The organism is Streptomyces sp. NRRL F-5126 (assembly GCF_000721265.1).
Classification (GTDB): Bacteria; Actinomycetota; Actinomycetes; order Streptomycetales; family Streptomycetaceae; genus Streptomyces.
Map to the genome: position 1 here is coordinate 839243 of NZ_JOFZ01000001.1, position 24157 is coordinate 863399.

24 protein-coding genes are annotated in these 24157 nt (G+C 70.9%); 10 read left to right on the forward strand and 14 right to left on the reverse strand.

What is annotated here, in order from left to right:
* Positions 1–15: 15 nt before the first annotated feature.
* Both IH48_RS0103835 and IH48_RS0103840 read right to left on the reverse strand, forming a co-directional pair.
* Positions 16–945: an SDR family NAD(P)-dependent oxidoreductase gene (locus tag IH48_RS0103835; protein WP_030899030.1), complete on the reverse strand. Its 930-nt coding sequence runs from the start codon at positions 943–945 to the stop codon at positions 16–18.
* A 38-nt stretch (positions 946–983) separates the two neighbouring features.
* Complete coding sequence (locus IH48_RS0103840) at positions 984–1871, reverse strand: SDR family NAD(P)-dependent oxidoreductase (protein WP_030899033.1); 888 nt, start codon at positions 1869–1871, stop codon at positions 984–986.
* Positions 1872–1941: 70 nt separating this feature from the next.
* Between IH48_RS0103840 and IH48_RS0103845 the strand changes: the two genes are divergently transcribed.
* Entirely contained in the window at positions 1942–2862 is a 921-nt protein-coding gene (locus tag IH48_RS0103845; RefSeq protein WP_030899035.1) for a LysR family transcriptional regulator, read from the forward strand.
* Positions 2863–3293: 431 nt separating this feature from the next.
* On the opposite strand, the gene metG is transcribed toward IH48_RS0103845, so the two are convergent.
* Positions 3294–4901 (reverse strand): methionine--tRNA ligase, encoded by a 1608-nt coding sequence (gene metG / locus IH48_RS0103850; protein WP_030899038.1) that lies wholly within the window; start codon positions 4899–4901, stop codon positions 3294–3296.
* A 335-nt stretch (positions 4902–5236) separates the two neighbouring features.
* On the opposite strand from metG, the gene IH48_RS0103855 reads away from it, so the two are divergent.
* The 5 genes from IH48_RS0103855 to IH48_RS0103875 all read left to right on the forward strand — a co-directional run bounded on the left by IH48_RS0103855 (position 5237) and on the right by IH48_RS0103875 (position 10128).
* Positions 5237–6226: a heavy metal-binding domain-containing protein gene (locus IH48_RS0103855; protein WP_051839047.1), complete on the forward strand. Its 990-nt coding sequence runs from the start codon at positions 5237–5239 to the stop codon at positions 6224–6226.
* A 43-nt stretch (positions 6227–6269) separates the two neighbouring features.
* Positions 6270–7106, forward strand: a complete 837-nt coding sequence (locus IH48_RS0103860) for a heavy metal-binding domain-containing protein (RefSeq protein WP_030899042.1) — start codon at positions 6270–6272, stop codon at positions 7104–7106.
* 124 nt (positions 7107–7230) lie between these two features.
* A complete protein-coding gene (locus IH48_RS0103865; protein ID WP_234434109.1) occupies positions 7231–7737 on the forward strand; it encodes a hypothetical protein in 507 nt (168 codons plus the stop codon).
* Between the two features lie 358 nt (positions 7738–8095).
* Positions 8096–8749: a response regulator transcription factor gene (locus IH48_RS0103870; protein WP_030899049.1), complete on the forward strand. Its 654-nt coding sequence runs from the start codon at positions 8096–8098 to the stop codon at positions 8747–8749.
* A gap of 113 nt (positions 8750–8862) precedes the next feature.
* Complete coding sequence (locus tag IH48_RS0103875; protein ID WP_051839131.1) at positions 8863–10128, forward strand: sensor histidine kinase; 1266 nt, start codon at positions 8863–8865, stop codon at positions 10126–10128.
* 132 nt (positions 10129–10260) lie between these two features.
* Here the strand turns inward: IH48_RS0103875 and IH48_RS37335 are convergent, their stop codons facing one another.
* A complete protein-coding gene (locus tag IH48_RS37335) occupies positions 10261–10383 on the reverse strand; it encodes a hypothetical protein (protein ID WP_267885298.1) in 123 nt (40 codons plus the stop codon).
* Positions 10384–10599: 216 nt separating this feature from the next.
* Entirely contained in the window at positions 10600–10893 is a 294-nt protein-coding gene (locus tag IH48_RS0103885) for an AbrB/MazE/SpoVT family DNA-binding domain-containing protein (RefSeq protein ID WP_030899058.1), read from the reverse strand.
* Between the two features lie 384 nt (positions 10894–11277).
* On the opposite strand from IH48_RS0103885, the gene IH48_RS0103895 reads away from it, so the two are divergent.
* The gene (locus IH48_RS0103895; protein WP_030899061.1) at positions 11278–11478 is read left to right on the forward strand and encodes a hypothetical protein; all 201 of its coding nucleotides are present in this window, start codon (positions 11278–11280) and stop codon (positions 11476–11478) included.
* A 109-nt stretch (positions 11479–11587) separates the two neighbouring features.
* Entirely contained in the window at positions 11588–12490 is a 903-nt protein-coding gene (locus tag IH48_RS34795; RefSeq protein ID WP_078849435.1) for a hypothetical protein, read from the forward strand.
* On the opposite strand, the gene IH48_RS0103905 is transcribed toward IH48_RS34795, so the two are convergent.
* Together IH48_RS0103905 and IH48_RS0103910 are read right to left on the reverse strand one after the other, a co-directional pair.
* Positions 12470–12682 carry a DUF397 domain-containing protein gene (locus tag IH48_RS0103905; RefSeq protein ID WP_030899065.1) on the reverse strand — a complete coding sequence of 71 codons (213 nt, stop codon included), beginning with the start codon at positions 12680–12682 and terminating at the stop codon, positions 12470–12472. The two genes, IH48_RS34795 and IH48_RS0103905, sit on opposite strands and share 21 nt — an antisense overlap.
* The gene (locus IH48_RS0103910; protein ID WP_030899067.1) at positions 12682–13542 is read right to left on the reverse strand and encodes a helix-turn-helix domain-containing protein; all 861 of its coding nucleotides are present in this window, start codon (positions 13540–13542) and stop codon (positions 12682–12684) included. The genes IH48_RS0103905 and IH48_RS0103910 overlap by 1 nt, the downstream gene beginning before the upstream one ends.
* Positions 13543–13719: 177 nt before the next feature.
* Here IH48_RS0103910 and IH48_RS0103915 point away from each other — a divergent pair, with 177 nt between their 5' ends.
* The gene (locus IH48_RS0103915) at positions 13720–14175 is read left to right on the forward strand and encodes an ATP-binding protein (protein ID WP_030899070.1); all 456 of its coding nucleotides are present in this window, start codon (positions 13720–13722) and stop codon (positions 14173–14175) included.
* 36 nt (positions 14176–14211) lie between these two features.
* Here the strand turns inward: IH48_RS0103915 and IH48_RS0103920 are convergent, their stop codons facing one another.
* From IH48_RS0103920 to IH48_RS0103940, 6 genes are all read right to left on the reverse strand, one after another.
* The gene (locus IH48_RS0103920) at positions 14212–14814 is read right to left on the reverse strand and encodes a DUF4291 domain-containing protein (protein ID WP_030899073.1); all 603 of its coding nucleotides are present in this window, start codon (positions 14812–14814) and stop codon (positions 14212–14214) included.
* Positions 14815–15446: 632 nt separating this feature from the next.
* A complete protein-coding gene (locus IH48_RS36145; protein ID WP_158710243.1) occupies positions 15447–15746 on the reverse strand; it encodes a hypothetical protein in 300 nt (99 codons plus the stop codon).
* Positions 15739–20523 carry a putative T7SS-secreted protein gene (locus tag IH48_RS0103925; protein ID WP_030899075.1) on the reverse strand — a complete coding sequence of 1595 codons (4785 nt, stop codon included), beginning with the start codon at positions 20521–20523 and terminating at the stop codon, positions 15739–15741. The genes IH48_RS36145 and IH48_RS0103925 overlap by 8 nt, the downstream gene beginning before the upstream one ends.
* Positions 20523–20912, reverse strand: coding sequence for a hypothetical protein (locus IH48_RS34250; RefSeq protein ID WP_051839049.1), 390 nt, complete (start codon positions 20910–20912; stop codon positions 20523–20525). Before IH48_RS34250 ends, IH48_RS0103925 begins: the two co-directional genes overlap by 1 nt.
* A gap of 211 nt (positions 20913–21123) precedes the next feature.
* Complete coding sequence (locus IH48_RS0103935; RefSeq protein ID WP_030899078.1) at positions 21124–21633, reverse strand: hypothetical protein; 510 nt, start codon at positions 21631–21633, stop codon at positions 21124–21126.
* Positions 21634–21730: 97 nt separating this feature from the next.
* The gene (locus IH48_RS0103940; RefSeq protein WP_107059211.1) at positions 21731–23134 is read right to left on the reverse strand and encodes a VWA domain-containing protein; all 1404 of its coding nucleotides are present in this window, start codon (positions 23132–23134) and stop codon (positions 21731–21733) included.
* Between the two features lie 210 nt (positions 23135–23344).
* Between IH48_RS0103940 and IH48_RS0103945 the strand changes: the two genes are divergently transcribed.
* Positions 23345–23854, forward strand: coding sequence for an RNA-binding S4 domain-containing protein (locus IH48_RS0103945; protein WP_078849436.1), 510 nt, complete (start codon positions 23345–23347; stop codon positions 23852–23854).
* Positions 23855–23885: 31 nt separating this feature from the next.
* On the opposite strand, the gene IH48_RS0103950 is transcribed toward IH48_RS0103945, so the two are convergent.
* Positions 23886–24143 carry a DUF2630 family protein gene (locus tag IH48_RS0103950; protein WP_030899086.1) on the reverse strand — a complete coding sequence of 86 codons (258 nt, stop codon included), beginning with the start codon at positions 24141–24143 and terminating at the stop codon, positions 23886–23888.
* Positions 24144–24157 lie beyond the last annotated feature (14 nt).

Consider the following 24157-nt stretch of genomic DNA (forward strand, 5'->3'; position numbering starts at 1 on the left):
CCGGATGAGAGACGCTCAAGCGGCGGCGGACAGCATCCGCTCCGACACCTCCCACAGGCGTGCGGCGCCGCACGGGTCGAGCGCGTAGCGGGCGACCTCGGTCATGCTTCCCGTGCGGCGGTCGACGGTGACCGCCTCCTGGCAGTCGGCGAAGTAGCGTCCGCTGACGCCCTCGACCACAGGGGATGCGGCCAGCAGGACGGAGGTGGCTGCTCCCTGCTCCACGGTCTTGATCAGTTCCGCCGGCACCCGGCCGCTGCCCTTGCCGGCGGTGTGCCGTTGGAGATTGGTGTAAATCGCCCCCGGCATCAGGGCATTCGCCGTGATGCCGTCGCCCGCCCAGCGCCGGGCCGCTTCGACCGCGAAGAGGACATTGGCCGTCTTGGACTGGCCGTAGGCCAGCCAGGGGTCGTAGGGGCGGAAAGCGAAGTGGATGTCGTCGAACACCACCGGCGACAGCTGGTGCCCCGAGGAGCTGACGACGACGATCCGGCCGTCCCCCACGTCCGCGAGGGCCGGCCGCAGCCCGGTGGCCAGGGCGAAGTGCCCGAGGTGGTTGACGGCGAACTGCGTCTCCCAGCCCTGAGTGGTGCGGCTTTCGGGGCAGGCCATGACACCGGCGTTGTTGACCAGGATGTGCAGCGGGCCACGCCAGGCGCCGGTGAACGCGGCCACGGAGACGGGGTCGGCCAGATCGAGGTGGGCAACGCACACGTCGGCATCCGGCTCTTCCGCGACGATGTCCTTCGCCACCCGCTCTCCGGCACCGGTGTCCCGCACCGCGAGGGTGACGGCAGCGCCCGCCACCGCCAGGGCGCGTGCGGTCTCGGCGCCGAGTCCGGACGACGCCCCGGTGACGACCGCCCGTCGCCTCGTCAGGTCGACGCCTGCGACGATGTCGGCGGCGGTGCTGGAGAAGCCGAACGGTGTGTTCGGTGTGCGCATGGGGAGACTCCCGGCATGAGACGGGTCAGGGGTGGGATTCACGGGATCAGCAGGCCTTCCTGCTCGGTCGGCCGGGTACCGCCGCGCCAGGGCAGGACTTCACCGAAGCGGACGAGTTCGCCGTACAGGGCGGGATCCGCCGACGTCGCCAGAGCCAGGTCGAGCACGGCTTCCGCCGCCTGCTTCGGGGACTGCGCCGCGCTGTAGTCGGTGAACCAGGGCCGGGACGCGGCGGTGTCGACCATGCCCGGGCAGACCGACGCGATCATGATGTCGTTCGCGAGGTCCTGCCCTCGACGGTCGGCAGCCACCGCGCGTACCGCGGCCACCTGCGCGACCTTCGACGGCAGGTTCAGCCACAACGGCCAGCCGGTCTCACGCGCGACGCCGCGGTGGATCGACGAACGCCACGACTCCACGACGTGCTCGACCTGATCGAGAGTGGCACCGTCGAACATGGGGTGCAGGCTCTCCGGGAGACGGCCGAGCGTACCGAGGCTGCTCGCCACGACGAGCAGGCGTCCGCCGGGTCGCAGGACCTGCGGGAACGAACGCAGCACCGCGTGGGTGCCGCCGTTGGAAACGTCGATGAACTCGTCGGCCTGCGCGGCTTGCGATACGTCGGGCCGCAGTCGGGCGGCGGCATTGGAGATCACGACGTCCGCTCCGCTGTGCCGTCCACGCAGTTCCTCTGCCAGAGCGGCGACAGCCTCGGGACGCGACACGTCCAGGACGCGGTCCTCGACGCGCGCGACAACCTTTGGCGACCGGCGGATCTCCTCGGCCGCGGCGGCGACCCTGCCCGCGTCGCGCCCTGTGAGGAGAACGGTGTCCTCGGCACGCATGCGGGCTGCCAGACCGGCTGCGAGCGCACGGCCCAGTCCTTGGTTGGCACCCGTCACCAGGGCGATTCGGGAAGTACTCATGCGTCAACCGTGACGGGCGAGGGTCCATGAGTCCAACGACAATAAGGCACCTGTGGTATGCGTATCCCTCATGGATATCCGCGACGCCTCCCTCACGGCTCTGAGAGTCCTGCGGGCCGTCGCGGAGAGCGGAACGTTCACCGCCGCCGCCGCGGCGCTCGGATACACGCAGTCCGCGGTCTCCCGGCAGATCGCCTCCCTGGAGCATGCCGCCGGCAGCTCCCTGCTGGAGCGGCACCGCGAGGGCGCCCGCCTGACTACGGCCGGGCGGACGCTGCTGCGCCGGGCGATCGTCGTACTCGACGAGATGGATGCGGCGGCACGGGAGTTGTCCGGGGCGTCGGCCGAGGCCGCCACCGTTCGGGTCGGCTGGCTTCCCGCAGCCGGTGCCTCGCTCCTGCCCCGGGCCCTGACCGAGCTGCGCCGCACCGACCCGGAAATCACCGTCGTGAGCCGGGAGGGCCTCACGCCGGCACTCGTACGCGCCTTGCGCGCAGGCAGTGTCGATCTCGCCGTCCTGGCCTCCGCACCGCCGTTTCGCCCACCGGACACCGAGTCGCCGCCGCTGGTGCTCACGACGCTGGCAGAACGCGGGCTGCGCCTGGCCCTGCCCGCCGGGCACCCGCTCGCCCACGGCACTTACGTGGACATAGCAGACCTGCGTGGCCGGCAGTGGATCGCGGGCCCGCCCGGTGAGGACCGCCACATGGGCGTCTGGCCGGGCCTGGACGAACGCCCCCACGTCACCCACACGGCGCGCGACTGGCTGGCCAAGCTCCAACTGGTCGCCGCGGGCGCGGGCCTGACGACAGTGTCCGTCCTCCACAGCGGCGTCGCACCGCCCGGGGTCAAGATCCTGCCCGTCCGCGGAGGCCCGCAAGAGCTGCGCCGGCTGCTGCTGGCCCGCCTGCCCGAATGCCCGGCCGACGCCGTCCTGCGGGTCGCCGAGGCGCTACGGACGGCAGCCCTGGCGGACGACGGCGCACCGTGAGCGGGCAGTCCGCCCGCGCCGGTGCCCAGCGGCCCAAGCCTGGCTCGGGCCCGCGCCGGGACCCTGCCGGGAAGCCCGGCCAGGCAGCGGCCGCCGGAGCCGCGCCGGCGGGCCGGAGGCCGCGCCATCACAAAGGCACGGCCAGGCAGCGGCCACCGCAAGGAGGTCCGGGCCGCCACCGGCGGGGCACGGGCCGGCCCGGGCCTACGCCCCCAGGCGCCGGCCCAGGCCGGGCCCGCGTCGCCGGGGTGGGCCTGGACGCTGCCATAGCCAGGTCAGCACCGGCCCAGAGCCGAAGCCGGCGGGGCACGGGCTGACGCGAGTCCGGCGCCATCTGCCCGGCGCCGGCGCGAGCCGGGCCCGCGTCACGGCGCCACCGGGCCCGACCCGGCCCGAGCGCGGCTCACGCAGCGCGGCTCACGCAGCGCGGCTCACGCCGTCGGCGGCTCTTCGAGCCTCGGGAAGAGCGCCGCGCCCTTCGTGACCGTCGTCCCCGCCGGCAGCCTGCCCCAGTCGGCGACCTCGGCCACCCGCTGGTCGGCCAGCGCGCCGAGTCCTTCCGCCGCGCCCAGGGAGTCCCACAGCTTCGCGCTGGTCCCGGGCATCACCGGGTTGAGCAGCACCGCGATCGCGCGCAGCGACTCCGCCGCCGTGTACAGGATCGTCGCGAGCCGCGCCCGTCCCTGCTCGGAGGTGTCCTTGGCGACCTTCCACGGCTCCTGTTCCGTCAGGTAGCCGTTGACCTGCTTCACGAAGTCGAAGACCGCGGCGATGCCGCCGGAGAAGTCCAGCTCGTCGCCGATGCGCCGGTCCGCCTCCGCCGCCGCCTTCGCCAGGCCGTCGTGCACCGCCTTCTCGGCGTCGCCCGCGGCCGTCGCCTCGGGCAGCTCGCCGCCGAAGTACTTGCCGATCATCGCGGCGACCCTGGACGCCAGGTTGCCGTAGTCGTTGGCCAGCTCGGAGGTGTAGCGGGCGCTGAGGTCCTCCCAGGAGAACGAGCCGTCCTGCCCGAAGGCGATCGCGCGCAGGAAGTACCAGCGGTACGCGTCGACGCCGAAGTGGGTGGTGAGGTCCTGCGGCTTGATGCCGGTCAGGTTGGACTTCGACATCTTCTCGCCGCCGACGAGCAGCCACCCGTTCGCCGCGACCTTCCCCGGCAGCGGCAGTCCGTTCGCCATCAGCATGGCGGGCCAGATGATGGCGTGGAAGCGGAGGATGTCCTTGCCGACGAGGTGCACGTCGGCCGGGAACGTCGACGCGAACCTGTCCTCGTCGGAGCCGTAGCCGACGGCCGTCGCGTAGTTGAGCAGCGCGTCGATCCACACGTAGATCACGTGCTTGGGGTCCCACGGGACCGGGACGCCCCAGTCGAACGTCGAGCGGGAGATCGACAGGTCCTGCAGCCCCTGCTTGACGAAGTTGACGACCTCGTTGCGCGCGGACTCGGGCTGGATGAACCCCGGGTTCGCCTCGTAGTGCGCGAGCAGCTTCGGGCCGTACTCGCTGAGCTTGAAGAAGTAGTTCTCCTCCTTGAGGAGCTCCACCGGCTTCTTGTGGACGGCGCACAGCTGCGTGCCGTCCTCGGCCTCGATGAGGTCGCCGGGGAGCTTGTACTCCTCGCAGCTCACGCAGTACGGGCCCTCGTAGCCGCCCTTGTAGATCTCGCCCTTGTCGTACAGGTCCTGGACGAACTCCTGGACGCGGTCCGTGTGGCGCTTCTCGGTGGTGCGGATGAAGTCGTCGTTCGCGACGTCGAGGTGTTCCCACAGGGGACGCCAGGACTCCTCGACGAGCTTGTCGCACCACTCCTGCGGGGTCACACCGTGCGCCTCGGCCGTGCGCAGGATCTTCTGACCGTGCTCGTCCGTGCCGGTGAGGAACCACACCTTCTCGCCGCGCTGCCGGTGCCAGCGCGTGAGCACATCGCCTGCGACGGTCGTGTAGGCGTGGCCCAGATGGGGAGCGTCGTTGACGTAATAGATGGGGGTGGAGACGTAGTACGTCTTCCCGCCTCGCGCTTCTGGTTCTGTGGCCGCCATGGACGAAATGGTATCCGGCGCGTTCCGGTGGGTCCGAATCGTTTCCCGGCGGATGGAGGGGCGGACGGTGCGCGCGGCGTCCCGGCCGGCCGGGACACGGCAGACCCGTACGGCGCGGTGGCCGGGCGCTTGCGTCTAAGGTTCGGTGCCGCGGGAGCAACCGCGCGGGGCCGATCGTTCGACTTCGTGCGCCGGGTTTCCGGCGGCAGTTGTCCGGTGGGGCGGTCGTGGCAGGGAGGCAGGGAGGTGGCGGTCCGGTGGCGAGCGGGGTGAGTGGTGCGAGTGGGTCGGATGATGCCGGCGGTGCGGAGCCGCCCTCGTGGGGCGAGGGCGAGGTGCTGCCTCCCGCGGCCCGCGAGCGGGTGGCGCGCGCCCACCGCGGCGGCACCTGGACCTCCGCCCTGTCGACGGGCGCGTTCGCGGCGGTGCGCTCGGTCGGCTTCGAGCCCGTCGGCCAGGTCATGGGGTCCGCCGTCTACCACGTCGACCGTGCCGGGCAGTACTGGGGCTACTACGACTGCCAGTACTTCGGGGCCGGCGTCTCGCTCTCCCAGGCGCCCGCCCCCGTCGTCCTCTCCGGCACCGGCGGCGCGAGCTCGCGGCTCGTCGCCGTCTTCGACGAGGCACGCCGCACGGCCCTGACCCGGCTGCGCGCGGAGTGCACGGCGCTCGGCGGTGACGGGGTGGTGGCGGCCGAGCTGACGATAGCGCCGTTCGCGACGCAGCAGAACTGCCTGGAGTTCAAGGTCATCGGCACCGCCGTACGGGCGCGCGGCGGGGTGCGCTCGCCGCGCCCGTTCACATGCCACCTCGACGGCCAGGGCTTCGCGAAGCTCGTCGACAGCGGGTGGGTGCCGGTGGAGCTGCTGATCGGCATGTCCATCGGCGTCACGCACGACACGTTCCTCACCGGCATGCAGGCCAACGGCTGGGACAACGCCGAGGTCGACGGGTGGACGGAGCTCGTCGGCGGCGCCCGCGCCGATTCGCGCCACCAGCTCGAACTGCAGGCGCGCTCGCGCGGCGGCGACGGCGTCATCCTCGCCAGCGGCTCGCTGCGGGTGTGGGAGCGCTCGTGCCAGCGCAGCGTGCTGAACGGCTCGGAGGCGCGGGACCGCATCGCGGAGTCCACGATGATCGGCACGACCGTCGCAGGCTTTCGCCGCCGCCCGGCCGAGCCGCGCACGCTGGCCGTGCTGCCGCTCGGCCGCCGCTCGGAACGGCTGCGGGCGCGGCTCGCGGCCGTGGCATCGTCGCCGTACGGGGACCCGCTGGAACGCGCGCGACTCGCGGACGAACTGCGGGAACTGGGGGACCAGGGATGACCAGTAGCAAAGAGGCTTTCCACACGACAGGGGTGACGACGACGTGAGCGGTACGCGACCGGAGTTCTCGCAGGAGGGCGTGCCCGAGGACGCCATGCGCAGGCTCTCGGAGCTCCAGCCGGGCAAGGCGGGGTCGATCTTCACCAGCGACCTGTCCGTCAACGAGTTCCTGCTGGTGCGGGAGGCCGGGTTCCGGCCCATCGGTCTTGTGCTGGGCAGTTCGATCTACCACGTCGGCATCCAGATCGGCCGGTGGAGCAAGAACCAGGAGCTGGAGACGCTCAGCCAGGCCATGTACCACGCGCGTGAGCTGGCCATGACGCGCATGGAGGCCGAGGCTGCCCAGCTCGGGGCCGACGGCATCGTCGGCGTACGGCTCAGCGTCGAGGCGCGGGACTTCGGCAACGACATCGCCGAGTTCATCGCCATCGGCACGGCCGTCAAGGCGGACGAGCCCGCGCCGGGCGGCACGTCCTGGCGCAACAACAAGGGCCAGCCCTTCACGTCCGACCTGTCGGGCCAGGACTTCTGGACGCTGATCAGGGCGGGGTACGCGCCGCTCGGCATGGTGATGGGCACCTGCGTCTACCACGTCGCGCACCAGCGGATGGGCGCCGCGCTGTCGAACATCGGCAAGAACGTCGAGATCGAGAAGTTCACCCAGGCTTTGTACGACGCGCGCGAGCTGGCCATGGCCCGGATGCAGGCGGAGGCGGAGGAGCTGCACGCGGAGGGCGTGGTCGGCGTCCAGCTCAACGCGCACAACCACCGGTGGGGCGGGCACACTACGGAGTTCTTCTCCATCGGCACGGCGGTGCGGCCGCTGCGCGAGGACCACGAGATCGCCCGGCCGACGATGGTGCTGAGCCTCGACGGCTGAGGGGTTCGCGGACGCGAGGGGTCACCATGGTCCTCGTGGTCACCATGTTCGCCATGGTCACGATGGCAGTTGTCGGAGCCGGACTCGGGGCCGGTCGTGGAGCGAGCGAAGGGGGACGTGCACGGTGAACGCGGCGGGAGACGGGCCGGACGGGACCGGCGGGCCGATCGAGCCGAGGCGGCCGGAGGGGCCCGGGGAGCCGGTGCAGCCGGAGCAGCCGGAGGGCGGCGGCCCCGGCGCGTCCGTCGAGCTGCTCGCCGCGGCGCTGCGCAGGGACGCGGCGGACCTGGACGTCTACGCGCAGGTGCTGAGCGGCTCGCTCGCCGAGGCGCTGCCGCCTGGCGCGGTCGAGCTGGAGCGCAAGCGCTCGGTCGCGGACCGGATGGCGGGCCGTGAGGGCAGGATCCAGCGTGCCGAGGTGACACTCGGCGACGACCGGCTCGTGCTCACCATGGCGCACGGGCGCGTCGCGGCGGAGGTCGTGAAGGTGGTGCGGGGCGTGGCCCTGTCCCGTACGCCGGTCGAGATGGACGACTGGGCGCGGCGGCTGGCCGAGGCCATCACGGCGCGCGCACGCTCGGACGCCAGGGCGCGGGCTGCGCTCGAACGCCTGGTGGTGGGCGGCCAGTAGGCGCACAGGGGCCGGTGGTGTGGAGAGCTTTGCGAAACACCCGGTCGGGTAAGAGTGGCAGCGGCTGTCACATCTCTGGGTGAACCCGGCCGAATCCGGTGCTCAGGACCGGGACGAGGGCTGGAGGCCGGCACGACACGGCACGGCACGGCACGTGGACGGCAGGCTGAAGCCGCCCCCGGTTGCCCCGAAACGGCGTGTTCCGTCGAGGGGCGGAGGATCATTGCCGGAGGGCCGAGTGCCGGGGCCCAGGGCCGGGACCCGGGGCCGGGCGTCGCTGGCGCAGGACGCTGGGGCACGGGCCCGCAGGGGTGCCGCGGGGCTCAAGGAACGGGGCGGAAGGCAGGAGAGACGTCGCATGCGGGTGCTGGTCGCGGAGGACGAGGAGATCCTGGCGGAGCTGGTCGCCACGGGGCTGCGCCGGGCGGGGTTCGCCGTCGACACCGTCTACAGCGGTGACGCGGCACTCGCCTACCTGGGCCTGCACGACTACGACGTCGTCGTCCTCGACCGCGACCTGCCGCGCGTGCACGGTGACGACGTGGCGCGCAAGCTCGTCGCCGAGTCGTCGCGTACCCGCATCCTGATGCTCACCGCTTCCGCGTCCATGGAGGACCGGGTGGAGGGGCTCGACCTGGGCGCCGACGACTACCTGGGCAAGCCGTTCGAGTTCCCCGAGCTGGTGTCGCGGGTGCGCGCGCTGCGCCGCCGCAGCGCGAGACCCGTCCCGCCGCAGCTCGAACGCGCGGGCGTACGGCTCGACTCCGTACGGCGCGAGGCGTCGCGCGATGGGCGCAGGCTCGACCTGTCGCCCAAGGAGTTCTCGGTGCTGCAGATCCTGCTGGAGGCGGACGGCGCTCCCGTCTCGGCGGAGGAGCTGCTGGCGCGGGCGTGGGACGCGCACGCCGACCCCTTCACGGGGGCGGTACGCGTGTGCCTGAGCAAGCTGCGCGGCAAGCTCGGGGAGCCACCGGTGATCAGGACGGTGCAGGGAGTGGGGTACGCGCTGTGAGTGCCACGACGTCCGCCGCCGCGCATGTACCGGGCCCCAGGCGTGGCCCCGGCCCGGGCTCGTCCGCCGGCCCGGGCTCGTCCGCCGGCCCGGGCCGTTCGCCCCGCAAGACCGTGCTCGGCCACGGCTCGGGCGTCAGGACCCGCATCGCGCTGATCTACGGCGCGGTCTTCGTCGTACTCGGCGCGGGCCTCCTCGGTGTCGTGAACCTGCTCTCCAGCGCCAGCACGAGCGACCAGGCCGCACGCATCGCCTCGCGCGCCGACGTCGTGCCCGTGTGGAGCGCGGTGCCGAGCGCGGGACGCGCGATCGGCTCGCCGGGCGTCGTCGAGCAGCGGGCGAGCAGGCCGGCGCGGGTGACGCTGTTCCAGCTCACGGACCAGGTAGGCGACGCGGCACGCAACGAGCTGATGTTCTGGTCGCTGGTCGCGCTGCTTGTGATGGCGCTGTTCGCGGTGGTGGTCGGCTGGTGGACGGCGGGCCGGGTGCTGCGGCCGGTGCGTGCGATGACGGAGAAGGCGCGCGGCCTGTCGGAGGTCAACCTGTACGAGCGGATCGCGGCGAGCGGCCCCGACGACGAGCTCAAGGAGCTCGGCGACACACTCGACGCCCTGCTCGCACGCCTGGAGAACGCGTTCGACAGCCAGCGGCGCTTCATCGCCAACGCCTCGCACGAGCTGCGCACCCCGCTGGCCACACAGCGCACGGCGATCCAGGTGGGCCTCGACGACGCGTCGTCACCCGAGGAGCTCGCCGAGACCAGGCGGACGCTGCTGGACAACAACCGCAGGAGCGAGCAGCTCATCGAGGGGCTGCTGGTGCTGGCGCGCAGCGAGCGCGGGCTCGCCGACGAGGAGCTGGAGGACGTGGACCTGCGCGAACTCGTCGCGGAGGAGGCGGCACGCCACGGCGTCGCGGCGCCCGTGGCCGGGGACGCGGGCCCCATCGCCGGGGACGCGCCCGGCCCGCCGCGCGCGGTGCGCGCCGTGCGCGCGAACCGTCTCCTCCTGTCGCGCCTGGTGGCCAACCTCCTGACGAACGCCAAGAAGTACAACGTGCCGGGAGGCACGGTCGACGTCTCGGTCGAGCACGGCACGCTGCGCGTGCGCAACACGGGCCCCACCGTCCCGGCCGACGAGATACCGGCGCTGTTCGAACCGTTCCGCAGGGGCGAGGGCAGGGACCGCCTGGGCGGCGGCACGGGCGCGGGGCTCGGCCTGTCGATCGTGCGCTCCATCGCGGAGGCGCATGGGGGCGGCGTCTCCGCGGTACCGGGCCGCGGCGAGACGGGCGGCCTGGAGATCACGGTCACCCTCCCCACCACCCGCACGGACCGCCTGGCGGCGGCGGGGGCGCGGGGGCGCGGCGGGCGCGCCTGAGACGGCGAGTCGGGCTCGGTCAGGTACCTGAGGTGCCCTGTGGTGAGCTGCAAAGGGAGGTGATTGCTCATGTCCGAGGGCCTCGACGATGCGAGAGGGCCCACCACATGTGCTGGTGGGCCCCGCGCTCCGTCAGGGCGGTCCGGGATCGAAAATCTCGTGGCCGCCGACCCGGCGCCAGACGATGTGCGTCTCGTCGTCGCGGACCTGCGCACCGAACTGCCAGGTGGCCCGGCCGTCAGGAGCCCACGTCATCTCTATGATAGGGCTCTGACCTGCGGGAACGCTGACTCCCTGTATGGGCTTGACCCGGAGGCCGGGTCGGAACTGCCCTGCTACCACATCCGGAACGAACTTGGTCTGGATGACCTCCTCGAAGCGCTTCTTGTCTTCCGGGCTGAGCCTTTTGAAGTCGCGCTTGAAGTGGGCAGCAGTCTCAAACGTTGGCAATAGGGCCTCCGGGTGCTGGGGTCAGTCGTCTGCGTTGAGGTGCGCGAACATAGCGTCCGCGTCCTCGTGGACGGTGGTGCGTCCGGCGGCGATGTCCTCGCTTGCCTGGCGCTCACCCTCCCTCCACTCCCGCGTCCAGAACCACGCCTGGTCGGAGCGGATCCTTGTAAGTCCGTGGACCTCGACAGTGCCGGCGTCGCTGACCTCGAACTCAAGCTCGTCTCCCGGGGCGACCCCCAGTGCCTCCCGTACGCGTGCCGGAAGCGTCAACTGCCCCTTTTCGCGCATCCGGGTCTGGTATGTGGCCATTGCCATGGAATTCCCTCCTATCCATGTCATCGACAGCCAGTCTACCCAGGAAATAGCAACTATCAAACTCTCTCACTTTCCTACTTTCTCAATTCTACTACGCTGGTTCGTAGGCATGCCCACTCTGCCGTCCCCATCACCGGGGCGAGGCGCGGGAAAGGCCCGGCCCTGGCCGCGTCCCGGGCAGGTGCCACGCGTCCGGACGGTGTGGTCCGAGCAGGTCCGGCAGACGTATCCGTCCGGCCAGGCGCCGGCCTTGTGCACGGCTAGGACGGCCTGGCCACGCGCCGCGAGCAGGCGACCGCGGCCCGGAAGAAGTACGAGGAGAGCGGCGAGGCGACGACCATCACCGTCTACAGCGAGACCGACAAGGACTCAGCGAACTGCGCCGTGGTCCAGGGCGCCTACGACTCCTACACCAACGAGTCGCGCGGCAACGTTCCGCAGCGCAGGAACGAGCTGGACGTCGGCCTCCGGTGCATCGGCTTGCGCTTCGATGTACCGCTTCACGCACGAGACGTCCCCGATGCCGAGTCGGGCGGGCCGCTGCGGGTGCTGCGTCCGCCCGCCGAGGCAGGCCCACACGTGTGATGACCATGTGTGACCAGCGTGGTACTGTCTGTTGCGACAAACTCAATAGATGACCCCGGCAGCGCCAGCAACGCGCTCCGGGGCCGGGCACAAGGAGTACCACCTCCCCATGCACATCCATCGTAGCCGCCATACGCGCGGCTTCACTGTCCTCCCCAACGAGGTGTTGCAGGACCGGCGGTTGTCCTATACCGCTCGCGGCCTGCTCGCCGACCTTCTGTCGCGGCCGGACGGCTGGCGCGAAGACGGCCGGAAGATGGCCGACACCAGCCCGCAAGGGCGCCTCGCCGTGGCGAAGGCTCTACGCGAACTCACGGCGTTCGGCTACTACCTCGTCGAACGGGTGCGACACGCGGACGGCACGTTCAGCAGTCAGGTCCATGTCTTCGACGTGCCCCGGGGCGCCGGGGTGACGGCGCCGGGTGCCGTGAACCCGGGTCCCGGTCCAGTGGCTGCCGACGGCGCGGGCGGTCACCCCGTAAAGACCCCGGAGAAAGTACCCACCCTCCCCCGTCAGCGCGCACGGGCGGCCGGGCGGGAGACAAGCTACGCGACCATGGGCGAAGCTGCAGCGCTGCTCCACCGCGTGACGGCGCCAGAACCGCGTCTGCGTCTCGGCACGGCCGAGGCGGCGGCGCTCGCTCCGCTGGTGACACCCTGGCTGGAACGTGGCCACGGTCCCCGCGAGCTCGCGAACGCACTTCTCGGCGGCCTGCCGGGCCGGATCCACAGCGCGTCCGCGCTTCTGCGCGACCGCCTCACCCGCAAACTGCCACCGGCGGCTGAGCCACCCGCCGTCACGCCTACCGCACCGCGCTGGCACGAGTGCACGGAGTGCGGTCGGCCGACGGCACACAAAGGCACCTGCCGCCGCTGCGAGAACCTGAACACCCCACCGCCGGACGCACCTTCCCAGCACGCCACCGCAGCAGCACGAGGACGAGCCCTGGTACGCGCGTACCTTGAGAGCGACGCTCTCGAATCCGGCCCGCTAGTCCCTGTGGGCGCTTGACCGGCGTCCGATGCCGGCGACGAAGCCGGTCCACGCGTCACGCGCGAACGCGAGTTGCGGGCCGGTTCGCTCCTTGGAGTCCCGTATGTGAACCACGGTGTCCTCTGGGGCGATCTCGATGCACTCGCCGCCGTCGCCACCGCTGTAGGTGCTCTTGAACCAGCGGAGCCTGTCGGCCTGTTCGCTCTTCATCATTCTCCCAGCAGCTTCTCGATGAGCACCCGAGAGTCCGGCGGGGTGAGCGCCTGACCACGGATGCTTCCGTAGCGTGCGGCCAGCATACGGACCTCGTCGGGGTCCGTGATGATCCGGTTGACACTCTGGAACTCGCCGTACCCCAGCTGGGACTTGCCCTCGGGAGTAAGGAGAATGAACGGCCCCTCCATCCCCGCGTGCCCTTCGCAGGCCAACGGCAGAACCTGAATCTCCACGTTGCGCAGTCGGCTCAGTGCCACGAGATGCTCCAGTTGCCCGCGCTGCACCAGTCGCCCACCGATCTCTCGGAGCAGCACCGACTCATCGACCACAGCGGTCACTACAGGCGGCGGCCATCGTTCGAGGATCTGCTGGCGAGCGAGGCGTGTGGACACGCGCTGCTCGATGGTGTCCTCGTCGAGGATGGGACGTCGCGCGGTGAAAACGGTCCGCGCGTACTCCTCGGTCTGCAGGAGCCCCGGCACGGTCAGCGTGCTGTAGAAGCAGATCTCAACCGCCTGCGCCTCCAGCTCCGCGTAGTCGCGGAACCATTCCGGGTGCCGCAGCCGCCGCCGCTTCTTCGCCCGCTCCACGTCCTCCGCCGTGACCGCCAGCAACCCGCCGCAGCCGAGGAGTTCGTCGACCGCTGCCAAGAAGGCGGGCTGGGGGGTGCGGCGGCCCCGTTCGATGGACGAGATCTGCTCCTCGCTGTACCCCGTCCGCTCGCCCAGCTCCTTCTGGCTCAGCCCGCCCCGTTCCCGCCCGGCCTTGACCTGGCGGCCGACTGCGCGGAACAGATCCGCCGCCTCGTCCGAGCCCGCCGGATCCTCCGGGCCTGCGTCCGGTCGTACCGCCATGTCCGCCACCCCGTTCTCGTTCTCCTGACCACCGACCGTCATCTGCCGGTGTCACGCCCGGACGCCCGGACAAGCACGGCCCGCAGCCCGGACAACCCGCCCGTACCACCGGACAGTCGCTCACCGTACGCATTCAACTACTACCCACCGTAGCGTCGCTGCCTCACGCTCGGTGACGTGAACCAGGAATCCGGGACCGCGACCCACGCCCCACTCGCGCATACCAACCACGCATGTTTCAGCAGGCCCTTCCCCACCACCAGGCGCGGCGCCCATGCCGTCCGGCACGCCGCCGATCGGTGGCTGGCGGACCAACTGCCGTCCACCGTGTGCGATCGTGACGACCTCCTCGCCGTCGCAGCCGTTCTCGTCGGCGAACTGACCGCGAACGCGGCAGTGCACGGCCGGGTGCGCGGGCGCCGGGCGCGTCTCGATGTCCTGCTCGGCCCGGCGGAGTTGCGGATCGAGGTCTCGGACTGCCGTGGCGACCGGCTGCCGACGACGCGCCCGGAGGGCGGCGAAGGTGGCGAGTCGGGTCGTGGGCTGTTGCTCGTCGAGGCCCTGGCAGGGGAATGGGGGGTACGGCCTTACCCGCCGTCGGGCAAGACGGTGTGGGTCGTGTGCCGACGGTGACAGGCGAGTGGCAGCGGGCCGGCCCGTCAACTCCTGTCAGCGTCCGCCGACCCGGGCGGCGATGTCGTCCGGAAGCGGGTAGGGCCGCTCTCGGGGAAGCAGGCCGCGAGCCTCATAGCCGTCCCCGCGGGTCACGGCTGCGTGCACCTCGTGGGCGAGCGCCGTCACGTCGCGGATCGACGTGATCCAGTCGTCCACGTACCGGTCGACCGCCTCGCCCGACAGACCGATCTGGATCGCGCGGTGCGGCAACGGGTTGAGCCCCAGATCGCGCTCCGGGTCCCACTGCACGCGGACCGGACTGCCCTGCAGCTCCTCGCGCCATGCGGACTCGGTCGGGTGGTGGTCGCGATCGAAGTGGCTGAGGGACGCGTGGGCGAGGGCCCATTCGAAGCCCTCCCGCGTGATGCCGACGGCGAGGACCCGCTCCTGGTCGGGCTTGGCCGCCCAGCCGCAGCGGTACATCATCCACAGGAACGACGGCTTGATCCACGTCATGCGCTCCCGCTTGAACGGCTCGACGAAGGTCCCCACACGCAGAGCGGGTCCGGCGATCCGGTCCGGGTAGGCCTGGTAGACCGTGACGACCTCGGCGTCGAAGACAGCGCGGACCCCGCGTGAGGGGGGCGTGTCGGTCATGCGGACGGCTCCTCAGCCCGAAAAACTGGCTTCCTCGATTTCCTCCGCGTTTCGCGGGGTATCTCCAGACGTCGATCGGTCAACGCGCCTGGCGGGTGTTCACCGGGTCTGGATCGAAGCAGGCGAGATCGTTCTGCGCAACCTTTTTTTACATCCGCAGTAGCTACTGCGCCGACGCGAGGGCGGCAGCACAAAACTCCGCTGGTGGTAGATAATCGCGTTGCTCAATATAGTGGATGATCATCACGGGAGACACGTAAGTGATTCTCCGGCGACCAGCGACACGAATTTCCCCGCTCCCGAGAAAAAGGTGGCCACGCGAGGTATTCGACCGTGCAGTCTGAAATTCGGGACACAGTTCGCAAAAATGCATTCCGCGCTGCATGTTGATGGGGTCGTGGGCCATACTCACGAGTGACGTCAGTAGCCCGTCGGGCGCGTCTCCCGTATTGTAGGGATGTTCTCGTGCCAGCCAACCGATATTCAGCATTTCCTGGACGGATGGGCTGTATGAATACGGACTCAAGTCCGGGAAATAGGCCATTGCCTCACCAAGGCTGCACGCATTCGAGACAGGTCGGGACATTCCCAGCACCCATCTTATCCCTCACCGCAACACTGAGCCGATATTGTCAGGGAACACTGTGGAGAATCATACCCACTTCAAGATCGACCGATGGCTCGTTAACCGAAAGTGAAATTTTCGCTCCGTGCGGAGCGTCGAAGAATTCCACAGACCGCCCGTACCGGTCGATCTGTTCCAGGGTCAGCAGCGAGCGCACTGCGTCCTCCCTATCATCCTGATGCTCAGGGGCAAAGTTTTGGCCGACCCGGACGACACCTCCTACGCATCGAACTACACAGGTCAGTTGGTCGGAGGCTTGCAACTCAACGGAAACGATCTGAATTCTATTTTCTTCCATTTTATCCATGCCTGTAGGCTTCCCTTAGGAACTGGGTGGTCTGCTCTGGCGTGAGCTTGGGTATATCCCACTCCAGGGCATCGCTGATTCCCTGATATGAGGTCACTTTCGGTACGTGAATTCCCATATCTGCGAGGATATCGCGCGCAGAGTCGACAGGCAGTGTCACGCTGGCGCGGCCCGCGAGTTCGCCGGCCGACAACTCTACGCCGACCTCGGCTTCCGCTGCAATGTATCCGGGAGCGGTGGCCACACCATTGAGCGCACTACGGGGGAATAGTTGGACTACAGCGTCTCCGAACTGCTCGGAGTGTCTCGCAAAGGCAGTGGCTACTCCAGCGTCTGTGGAGGTAGGTGTGTAACCGCTCGCCTGAGTACCACTACTCGCATCGTACCCCCTGGTGGTACCGCGAAATAGATGTGGTTCCTCCGGACATCCCACAGGAGCCAAGCCCAACGGATCAATAAGGGATGTGGGCGTGGGGACGTAACCAACCGGATTGGGTGAAGCCGACAAACCCATCGGGTCCGGGTTTATATAGCGGGCTGTTTCGGGGTCGTAGTGGCGGAAGTAGTTGTAGTGGAGGCCGGATTCCGGGTCGTAGTACTGGCCTGGGAAACGCAGGGGCGTGTACGTGGTGCTGTCGGCTGTCCAGGCCGTTGTGCCCCAGAGGGTGGAGCGGGTGCGCCAGGCGATGTCGCCATGGTCGTCGATGAGTTCGCTTGGGGTGCCGACGAGGTCGGTGACGATGGCGAAGAAGCGGGAGTCGATGTCCGGCTGGGGCGCGTCAGCGACGTCCGTGGTGGTGGTGCGGCGTTCTGTTTGCGTCAGGGGGCGCAGGCCGTGGTGGTCCCACGTGAGGGTGACGGGGGCGGGGAGAGCCGGGGACGTGGTGGTCTGTTCGCAGAGGGTCGTGCCGTCCCACGTGAAGTCGACGCGTTCGGTGACTGTTTCGCCGTCCGGTGCGAGGCGGAGTTTCGCGGTGCGTCGGCCGAGGGGGTCGTAGGTGTAGCGCCAGCGCGTGCCGTCGGGGGTGGTGACCTGGGTGAGGCGGTCCTCGGGGTCCCACTCGTAGCGCCAGGTGTCCGGCTTGCGGGACAGACGGGTCTTCTGGCGCAAGGTCGTGCGGCCGAGGGCGTCGTGTTCGTAGCGGACCCCGCCGGCGCGGGTGACGCGGGTGCCGGTGTACTCGCGAGTGCCCACGGCGTCTTGGCCGGGGTGCTCGGCCGGCCAGGACGCGTGGGTCTGGTTGCCCGCCTCGTCGTAGGCGTAGGACTCGGTCCAGTCGGACGCCTGGACGGTCGTGACGCGGCCTGACGTGTCGAGGTCGTAGTGGTGGTGGCCGGAGAGTTGGTCGTCGATGTCGGTGATGTTGCCGTCGGCGCGGTAGGTGTAGGCGCGGTGCTGAACCGGGCGGCCGCCCGCGGCCGTTACCGACTCCTCGGTCAGGCGGCCCAGGGCGTCGAAGGTGTGGTGCAGGGTGATCGCCCCGCCGATGCGGCGGGTCTGCTCGCGTCCCGCCGCGTCGTAGGTGAGGTCGATGGCCCTGCCGGAGGCGTTCATGCCGGTCAGGCGGCCCGCGGCGTCGTACGAGTACGTGGTGCTGGCGCCGGCCGGGGTGGTGCGGGCGGTGCGGCGGCCCAGGTCGTCGTAGGTGTACGTCAGGGTCCGGCCGTCGACCGTCTCCGAGCGCAGCCAGCCGTGGCGGTCGCGCAGGAGTGTGAGGGTCGTGCCGTCGGGGCCGGTCGCCTGGGCCAGGTGGTCGGTGAGGTCGTAGGCGTAGGTCGTCTCCCGGCCCGCCGCGTTCTTGCGGAGCACCTGTCCCAGGTCGTTGCGTTCGAACTCCACGCGGTCGCCGAGAGCGTTCGTCTGAGAGGCCAACCGCCCGGCGGTGTCATAGGCGTAGGCGAGGGTACGGTCGTCGAAGTCCGTCTCCTCGGCCAGGCGGCCTGCCGCGTCATAGCTGTAGGTCCAGGTCAGCCCTTGTGGGTTGGTGACGTTCGTCAGGCGCAGTTCGGTGTCGTGAGCGAACTCGTAGCGCACACCGTCGGGTCCTGTGCGGGCCGTGAGCAGGTCGAAGTGCGTGTATGCGTACCGGGACACGCCGCCGAGCGGGTCGGTGTGGCTTGTGCAGTTGCCTTCGCCGTCGTACGTCCAGGACTCGGCCGTACCGTCCGGAGCCGTGCGCCGGGTCAGGTGGCCCTCGACCGTCCACGTCATGCGTGCCGTGGCGCCCGTCGGGTCCGTGATCGCCGTCGGGCGGCCGAAGGCGTCCCGCTGGTAGCGGGTGGTCGCGCCCAGTGGGTCGGTGACCAGCAGTGGTAGTCCGGCGGGGTCGGAGGCCACGGTTGTGGTGCTACCGAGGGGGTCCGTCACGGAGGTGAGGTGGCCGGCCGTGTTGTAGGCGAGGTGTGTGGTCCGGCCGGTGGGGTCGGTGATCGAGGTGCGGTTGCCGTGCTCGTCGTAGGTCTGCCTGGTGACCGTGCCGTCGGTGTTCATCACCTTCGTCGGCAGGCCCTGGCCGTTGTACTCGGCCCGCGTGGCTCGGCCGTCCGGGCGGGTCACGGTCACCAGGTCGCCTGCCTGGTCGTACTGGAACGACGTGGTCCGGCCGAGTGGGTCCGTGCGGGCCAGCAGGCGGCCCCGATGGTCGCGCTGGTAGCGGGTGGTCGCGCCGAGCGGGTCGGTCTCGGCGATCACCCGGCAGTGGGCGTTGACCGTGTAGTGCGTGGCGTGGCCGAGCGAGTCCGTGATGGCGGTGGTGTGTTCGCCGGTGTCCGGGTCGACCGCGCTGTAGGTGAAGTCCGAGCGCAGGTGGCCTGCGGCGCCGGACTGGTGGGTGCAGCGGTCCTGGTCGTCGTAGTTGTAGTCGAAGCGGCTGTCGTTGGTGTCGGTCCAGGACGTGATGCGGCCGTGTGCGTCGTAGCCGAACCGGGTAGGGCGCCCCGATGAGTTGGTGACGGTCGTGAGGTGGCCGTCCGTGTAGCCGTAGCGGAGCAGTTCCTGGTCCGCGCCGTCCGCGGCGGCACCCTCCAGGTGCAGGGCCGTCACCCGGCCGTCCGCGGTCGATATGCGCAGCCGGTACCCGCCGCTGTGGACGATGGCGCGTGGCGTGCCGTCGGCATCGCGCTCGAACGCGGTCCAGTTGCCGTTGCGGTCGTCGAGCTGCTCCAGCAGTGCGAGGCCGTCGCCGCGCTCTTCGAAGTGCCGCACCTGGCCGGTCTTGGGGTCGGTGACCGTGTAGCCGTCCTCCGTGCGGTCCAGGGCCAGGCGCGGACCGTGGGCGGGCAGGGTGGGGACGCCGGGCGCGGGATGCGGGTAGGCCAGGGTCACGCCGTCCTCGCCGACGTGCACGACGCCCTGCGCGTCGATCTCCAGACGCTCGTCGAGCGTGGAGGACCAGGTGGGCCCGAACCAGCCGCCCAGCCGGTACGACGACTCGAACTGGCGCCGCAGGATCAGCGGGAGTACTCCCGGCAGCGACACGTCGGTTGACGGCAACACCATGCGGCCGGTCGCGACGTCGACGGGATCCTTCGCGCAGACCTTCTCGCCCGGCCGCCGCGAGACGTCCTCGGCGCCGTCCTCCACCGCCTTGCGGGCGCTCGTGCGCAGGCCCTGCTCCGCGGCCTCCTTCGCCCCGTCCTCCGCTGCCAGGCGCAGCCCGCCGCGGGCCAGGCCCACGCCTTTGGTGCCGACGAGTTCGGGGATGAGGCGGCCGACGAACTCGGCGGGGTCCTTCTTGAACCCGTTGACGGCCGTCTGGACGACCCGCTCAGGGTGCGCGGCCGTGGAGACCAGGCCCGACAGGGTCATGCTCACGTTCTGCAGGTACGCAGCCGGGTGCGTGAGGTTGTAGGGGTCCATGGGGTCGAGGCCCCGGGCGAACGTCACCAGGCCGGCTGTGCCCTTGATGATGCCGCCGCCGACGTGGGCGAGTTCGGTGTTTACGGCCGTGTTGGCGTCGAGGAAGTCGTTGCCGAGGCGGGCCAGGGGTGGGGGCTCGGCCGGGGCGTGGGCGAGCGCCGCCTTGATCTTTCCCTGCGCCTCAGAGCCGGCGGTGTTGCGCTGCTTACGCGCCTCGGCCAGCTTGGCACGGGCCGCCTTGACGTCCGCCTCGCCGGGGTCGGTGAACGGGTCGGGTTTCGGGCCGGGGTCCTCGTTCGCGTCGACCTTCGCGTTGTACGCGTCGACCTTCTTGTTGTACGCGTTGACTGCGTCCTTGGAGGCTTTGACGCCCTTCTTGTACAGGGCGATGGCCTCCTTGGCCTGGCCCTGTGCCCAGGTGACGGTGTGCGCGTAGGCGTCGAGAGCGCCGGCAGCCGCCTCGCAGGCGGCCGCGGCCTGCGCCCACTTGGCGGGGTGGAGCCCGAACTCCTCCCGGAACGCGTCGCCGCCCTCGCCCTTCCAGCCCGATGAGTCGACCTTCTTCATCCCCGTGGCGACCTTGCCGAACGCGGAGTGGAAGTCGGTGAGGTGCTTGGCACTCTCGCGTATCTTGCCGGGATCGCCGTGGACGAGCTCGTTCGGCTCGTCGCTCTGGCCGAGTTGCTGCTCGCCAGGGGTGGCGCCCAGGTCGGACGCGAGGTCGTCACCCCAGTCCTCCACGTGATCGGCCCAGTCGTGCAGGCCGACGTGGTCCAGGCCGTCGCCGACCTTGTTCGTGGCCCAGTCGACGCCCTCGCCGGCCTTCTTCTTGCCCTCGTCGAAGAGGTGCTCGCCGTAGCCGAGGCCCTTGTTGATGCCGTGGCTGATGCCGTCGCCTATGTCCCCCAGCAGGCCCATCAGCCGTTGCCGTCCTGCTGCGTGTCCTGCTGCCCGTCCGGGATGCCGAACGCGCCGTCCAGGTCCGCGGGATTCGGGCCCAGCGGGCCGAGGGGGCCGAGGGTGTGCGACGTCATCACGTCGTGGCCCGCGTCCTTCCACCCCTGCCCGATGTTCGTCAGCGCGTCGTCGAAGGACTTCTCGCTGAAGTCCGTGCTCGCCCCGGACGTGACGATGTCGCGCCAGCCGGTCTTCTCGATGTCGTCCTCGGACGCGTACGGGTTGCCGACCGCCGCGTTCGTGGCGACCTTGAAGCTGCCCTCCAGGTAGTGCTCGGTCTCGTAGTGCGCACCCGCCGACATGCCCGTCTTGGCCGCCAGCGCGTTGCCCTCGTCGACCAGCGCACGCACCCCCACTCCCAGCGGTCGCAGAACGTTCGCAATTCGTCCGTCAGGCCCTCGTGTCCGAGTTGCAGACCCGACAGTGCGATGTCGCTGAAGCCCCGCCCGGCGTCGGCCGCGCCGACCATGCCCAGCTCCTTGAGCTCGCCCAGGGCTGCCGTCAGCCCCTGTGCGATCAGGCCGAGCCCCTCGGTCTGAAGGGCCTTGCCGTCGCTGCCCGTCATGCCGCGCCCCCTTCACCCACCGGAAGGTCCACGGCCGCCGCGTCCGGCACGATCCCGTGCAGGGGCGGGAAGACCATCCCGTCCTCCCCGTCCGCGCAGTCCAGCGCCACCCCGCACGGCACCCCCGCCGCCGGCACCGCCACGTCCAGCAGGCGCGCGCCGAGGACGGTCTGGTACGCCCACTCGCGTGCCGTCTCGCCACGCGCCACCGCGTAACGGGCCAGCGCCTGCTCGTCGGAGAACGCCAGGACGAAACGGATTCCGTTGAAGTCGGCAGTCAGCAGGCCCCGCTCCTCGTCGGGCCCCGGCCCGTCGCCCAGCGGGACCAGCACTGCGGTGCGACGGAACTCGCCCAGCAGCTCGGCGAACGCGTGCCTGCGGGCCTTCGCCGAGCCAGTGCCGGTTTCAGCGGGTGTGGGTCCCTCCGTCGTCTGCGCCACGTCCGCCAAGCGCAGGTCGCGCGCGCCGTTGCGCGGCTGCGCCGCCTCGCCCCCGTGGTCAGACATGTGCGCCATCTTCCCAACGGCCAGGACTGCGTCGCAACGACTATCTGTTGGACGCTGGTCACAGTGAGCCGCGAACGGGGAGCCTTGTGGGGCTGTATCAGGCGCGGCCGCCCGCCGCGTCCCAGGCCGCGACGAGGCCGGTGTAGAGCTCGGCGTCGCTCAGGCCGCGGGGCTCGGGGCCCGCGTGGAAGAAGCCGACGTGGTCCATCTCCTGCTCCGCCTTGCGCAGGAAGTCGAACGCCTTGGAGTCGGACGGGCCGAACGCGACGAACGCCCAGGCCAGGGGCTTGCCCGCGACGTCGTTCAGCGCCTGGCGCGCGACGAGCTTGGCGTCGGGGGCGCCGTCGGTCTGGAAGACGACCAGCGCGGGGCGGCCCTCGGACGCGGCCTCCGACTTCTCGTAGTGCTCGACGACGTCCTCGACGGCGCGGTGGTAGCTCGTGCGGCCGAGCCGCCCGAGGCCCGCGTGCGTCTCGTCGATGACGTTCTCGTACGCGCCGAGGGTCAGGTCGGCCGAGCCGTCGATGTCGGTGGAGAAGAACACCGTGTGGACGACGGGGTCGACGGCGTCCTCGCCGCCCAGTTGCGCGGCCAGCGCGAGCACCTGCTCGGCGAGGCCCTGCACGCTGCCGTCCTTGTAGAACGTCCGCATGGAGCCCGACCGGTCGAGCACGAGGTAGACGGCGCGCTCGGGCGCCCTGTCACCCAGCGCCTCGCCGGCGGCGTCGTACGCGCCGCGCAGGCCATCGGGGACGTGGGCGGCGGGGGCGTCCGCCGCGTTCTTGGCGTCGGCCGGCGGTTCCGCTCCCGGCCGCTCGGGCTCCGGGGGCTCCGCAGCCTCTGACTCCGCGGTCGATGCCGCGTCCGGCTCGGGAGCCGACTCTGCGGCCGATTCCGCTTCTGGCTGCTCGGGGTGCGAGTCCTCCGGCGCCGCGGCGGGAGCCTCGGCCGGGGTGTCGGCGTGTGCTTCCTGCTCACCGGCTTCGGGGGCCAGTTCTGGCTCCGGCTCGGACGCGGGCGTCGCGGACCGCTCCTGCTCGTCGGCACCGGGGCCCGGTTCCGATCGCCCGGCCTCGGGAGCCGCCTCCGCCCGCTCGGGCTCGGGGGCCGTCTGCGGATCCTCCGGGGCCGTCGGCTCGGGCTCGGGCTCCTGCTCGGCGGCCACGCGATCGGGCTTCGTCGGCTCGGGCGTCGCCACCGCCTCGGTGATCTTCGTGTCCGGGGCGTCGTCCGGCGTTGCCTGGGCCGGGACCTTCGGGGTCGGCGGCGTCGTGGCGCGCGGGTTGTCGAAGGCCGCCGCCACCAGGTCTGCCGCGGCGTCGCCGGAGTCCGCCGGCGCGGCGGCGTCCGGGGCAGCCGGGGCCGGCTGCGTGCGGTCCGCGCGCTCGCGGTCCGCCTGCGGCGGGAGGACGGTGCCGGTCGACTCGTCGTGCCCCTCGGGGCCGCTCGTGTCGCCACCGTCGCGTCCGAACACCTTGCGCAGCAAGCTCCGAATGCCCATGAGGGAGCCCTTTCAGATCAGTTGTGGGTGCCGGCGGGAGACCTGGGGCCCGTGGTTCGGGCCCGGGTGACCCCGCAATTCTGGCCAGGGCGGGTACGTAAGGTTAGCCGCCCCGGCCGCGGACCCCCAGCCTCGCCCCGTGCTCGGCGTTGACCTGCCCTTTTGCTCGGGCCACGGAGAGAGCCGCCCCCGCCCGTTAGGCTCGGTGGCATGGCTTCCGAGGACGCGACCGAACCGAACGCACCGGCCGCCACCGCCCCCACGCCGCACGAGTCCGCGACGGCCGAGTCCGCGCCGCGCGTGCCCACGACGGCCGAGTCCGCGCCGCGCGTGCCCGCGACGGCCGCGAGCGGCGGTCCGTCCGTGCGGGTGGACAGCTGGGTGTGGTCCGTGCGCCTGACGAAGACGCGCTCCCAGGCCGCCGCCGCGTGCAAGGGCGGCCACGTCCGCGTGAACGGTGAGCGCGTGAAGCCGTCCCAGCCGGTGAAGGCGGGCGACGAGGTGCGCGTGTGGCACGCGGGACGCGAGCGGCTCGTCGTCGTCCGGCAGGTGATCAAGAAGCGCGTGGGCGCGCCGGTGGCCGTGACGTGCTACGTCGACAACAGCCCGCCCCCGCCGCCCAAGGAGTACACGGCACCCGCCGCCCTGCGCCCCCGCGGCGCGGGCCGCCCGACGAAGCGGGAGCGCAGGGACCTGGACCGGCTGCAGGGCCACCACTGATGAGCGGCCGGGCGGCGCCGCCCGGGTGCCCTCAGCCCCGGTAGCCCTCGACCTCGCCCGCCGGGCGCACCCTCGCCTCCGCCGGGTCCTCGCCGAACTCGGACTTGGCCCTGCGCTGCCGCAGCAGGTCCCAGCACTGGTCGAGTTCGACCTCGACGGCCCTGAGCCGTGCGCGCTCCTCGTCGCCGAGTCCCTGGTTGCCGGTGGAGCGCTCGCGCAGCGCGTGTTCCTCGTCCACGAGGCCGTTGATCGTGTGCAAGATGCCCTGGTCGTCCTTCGAAGGGGTCATCGCCGCATCCACCT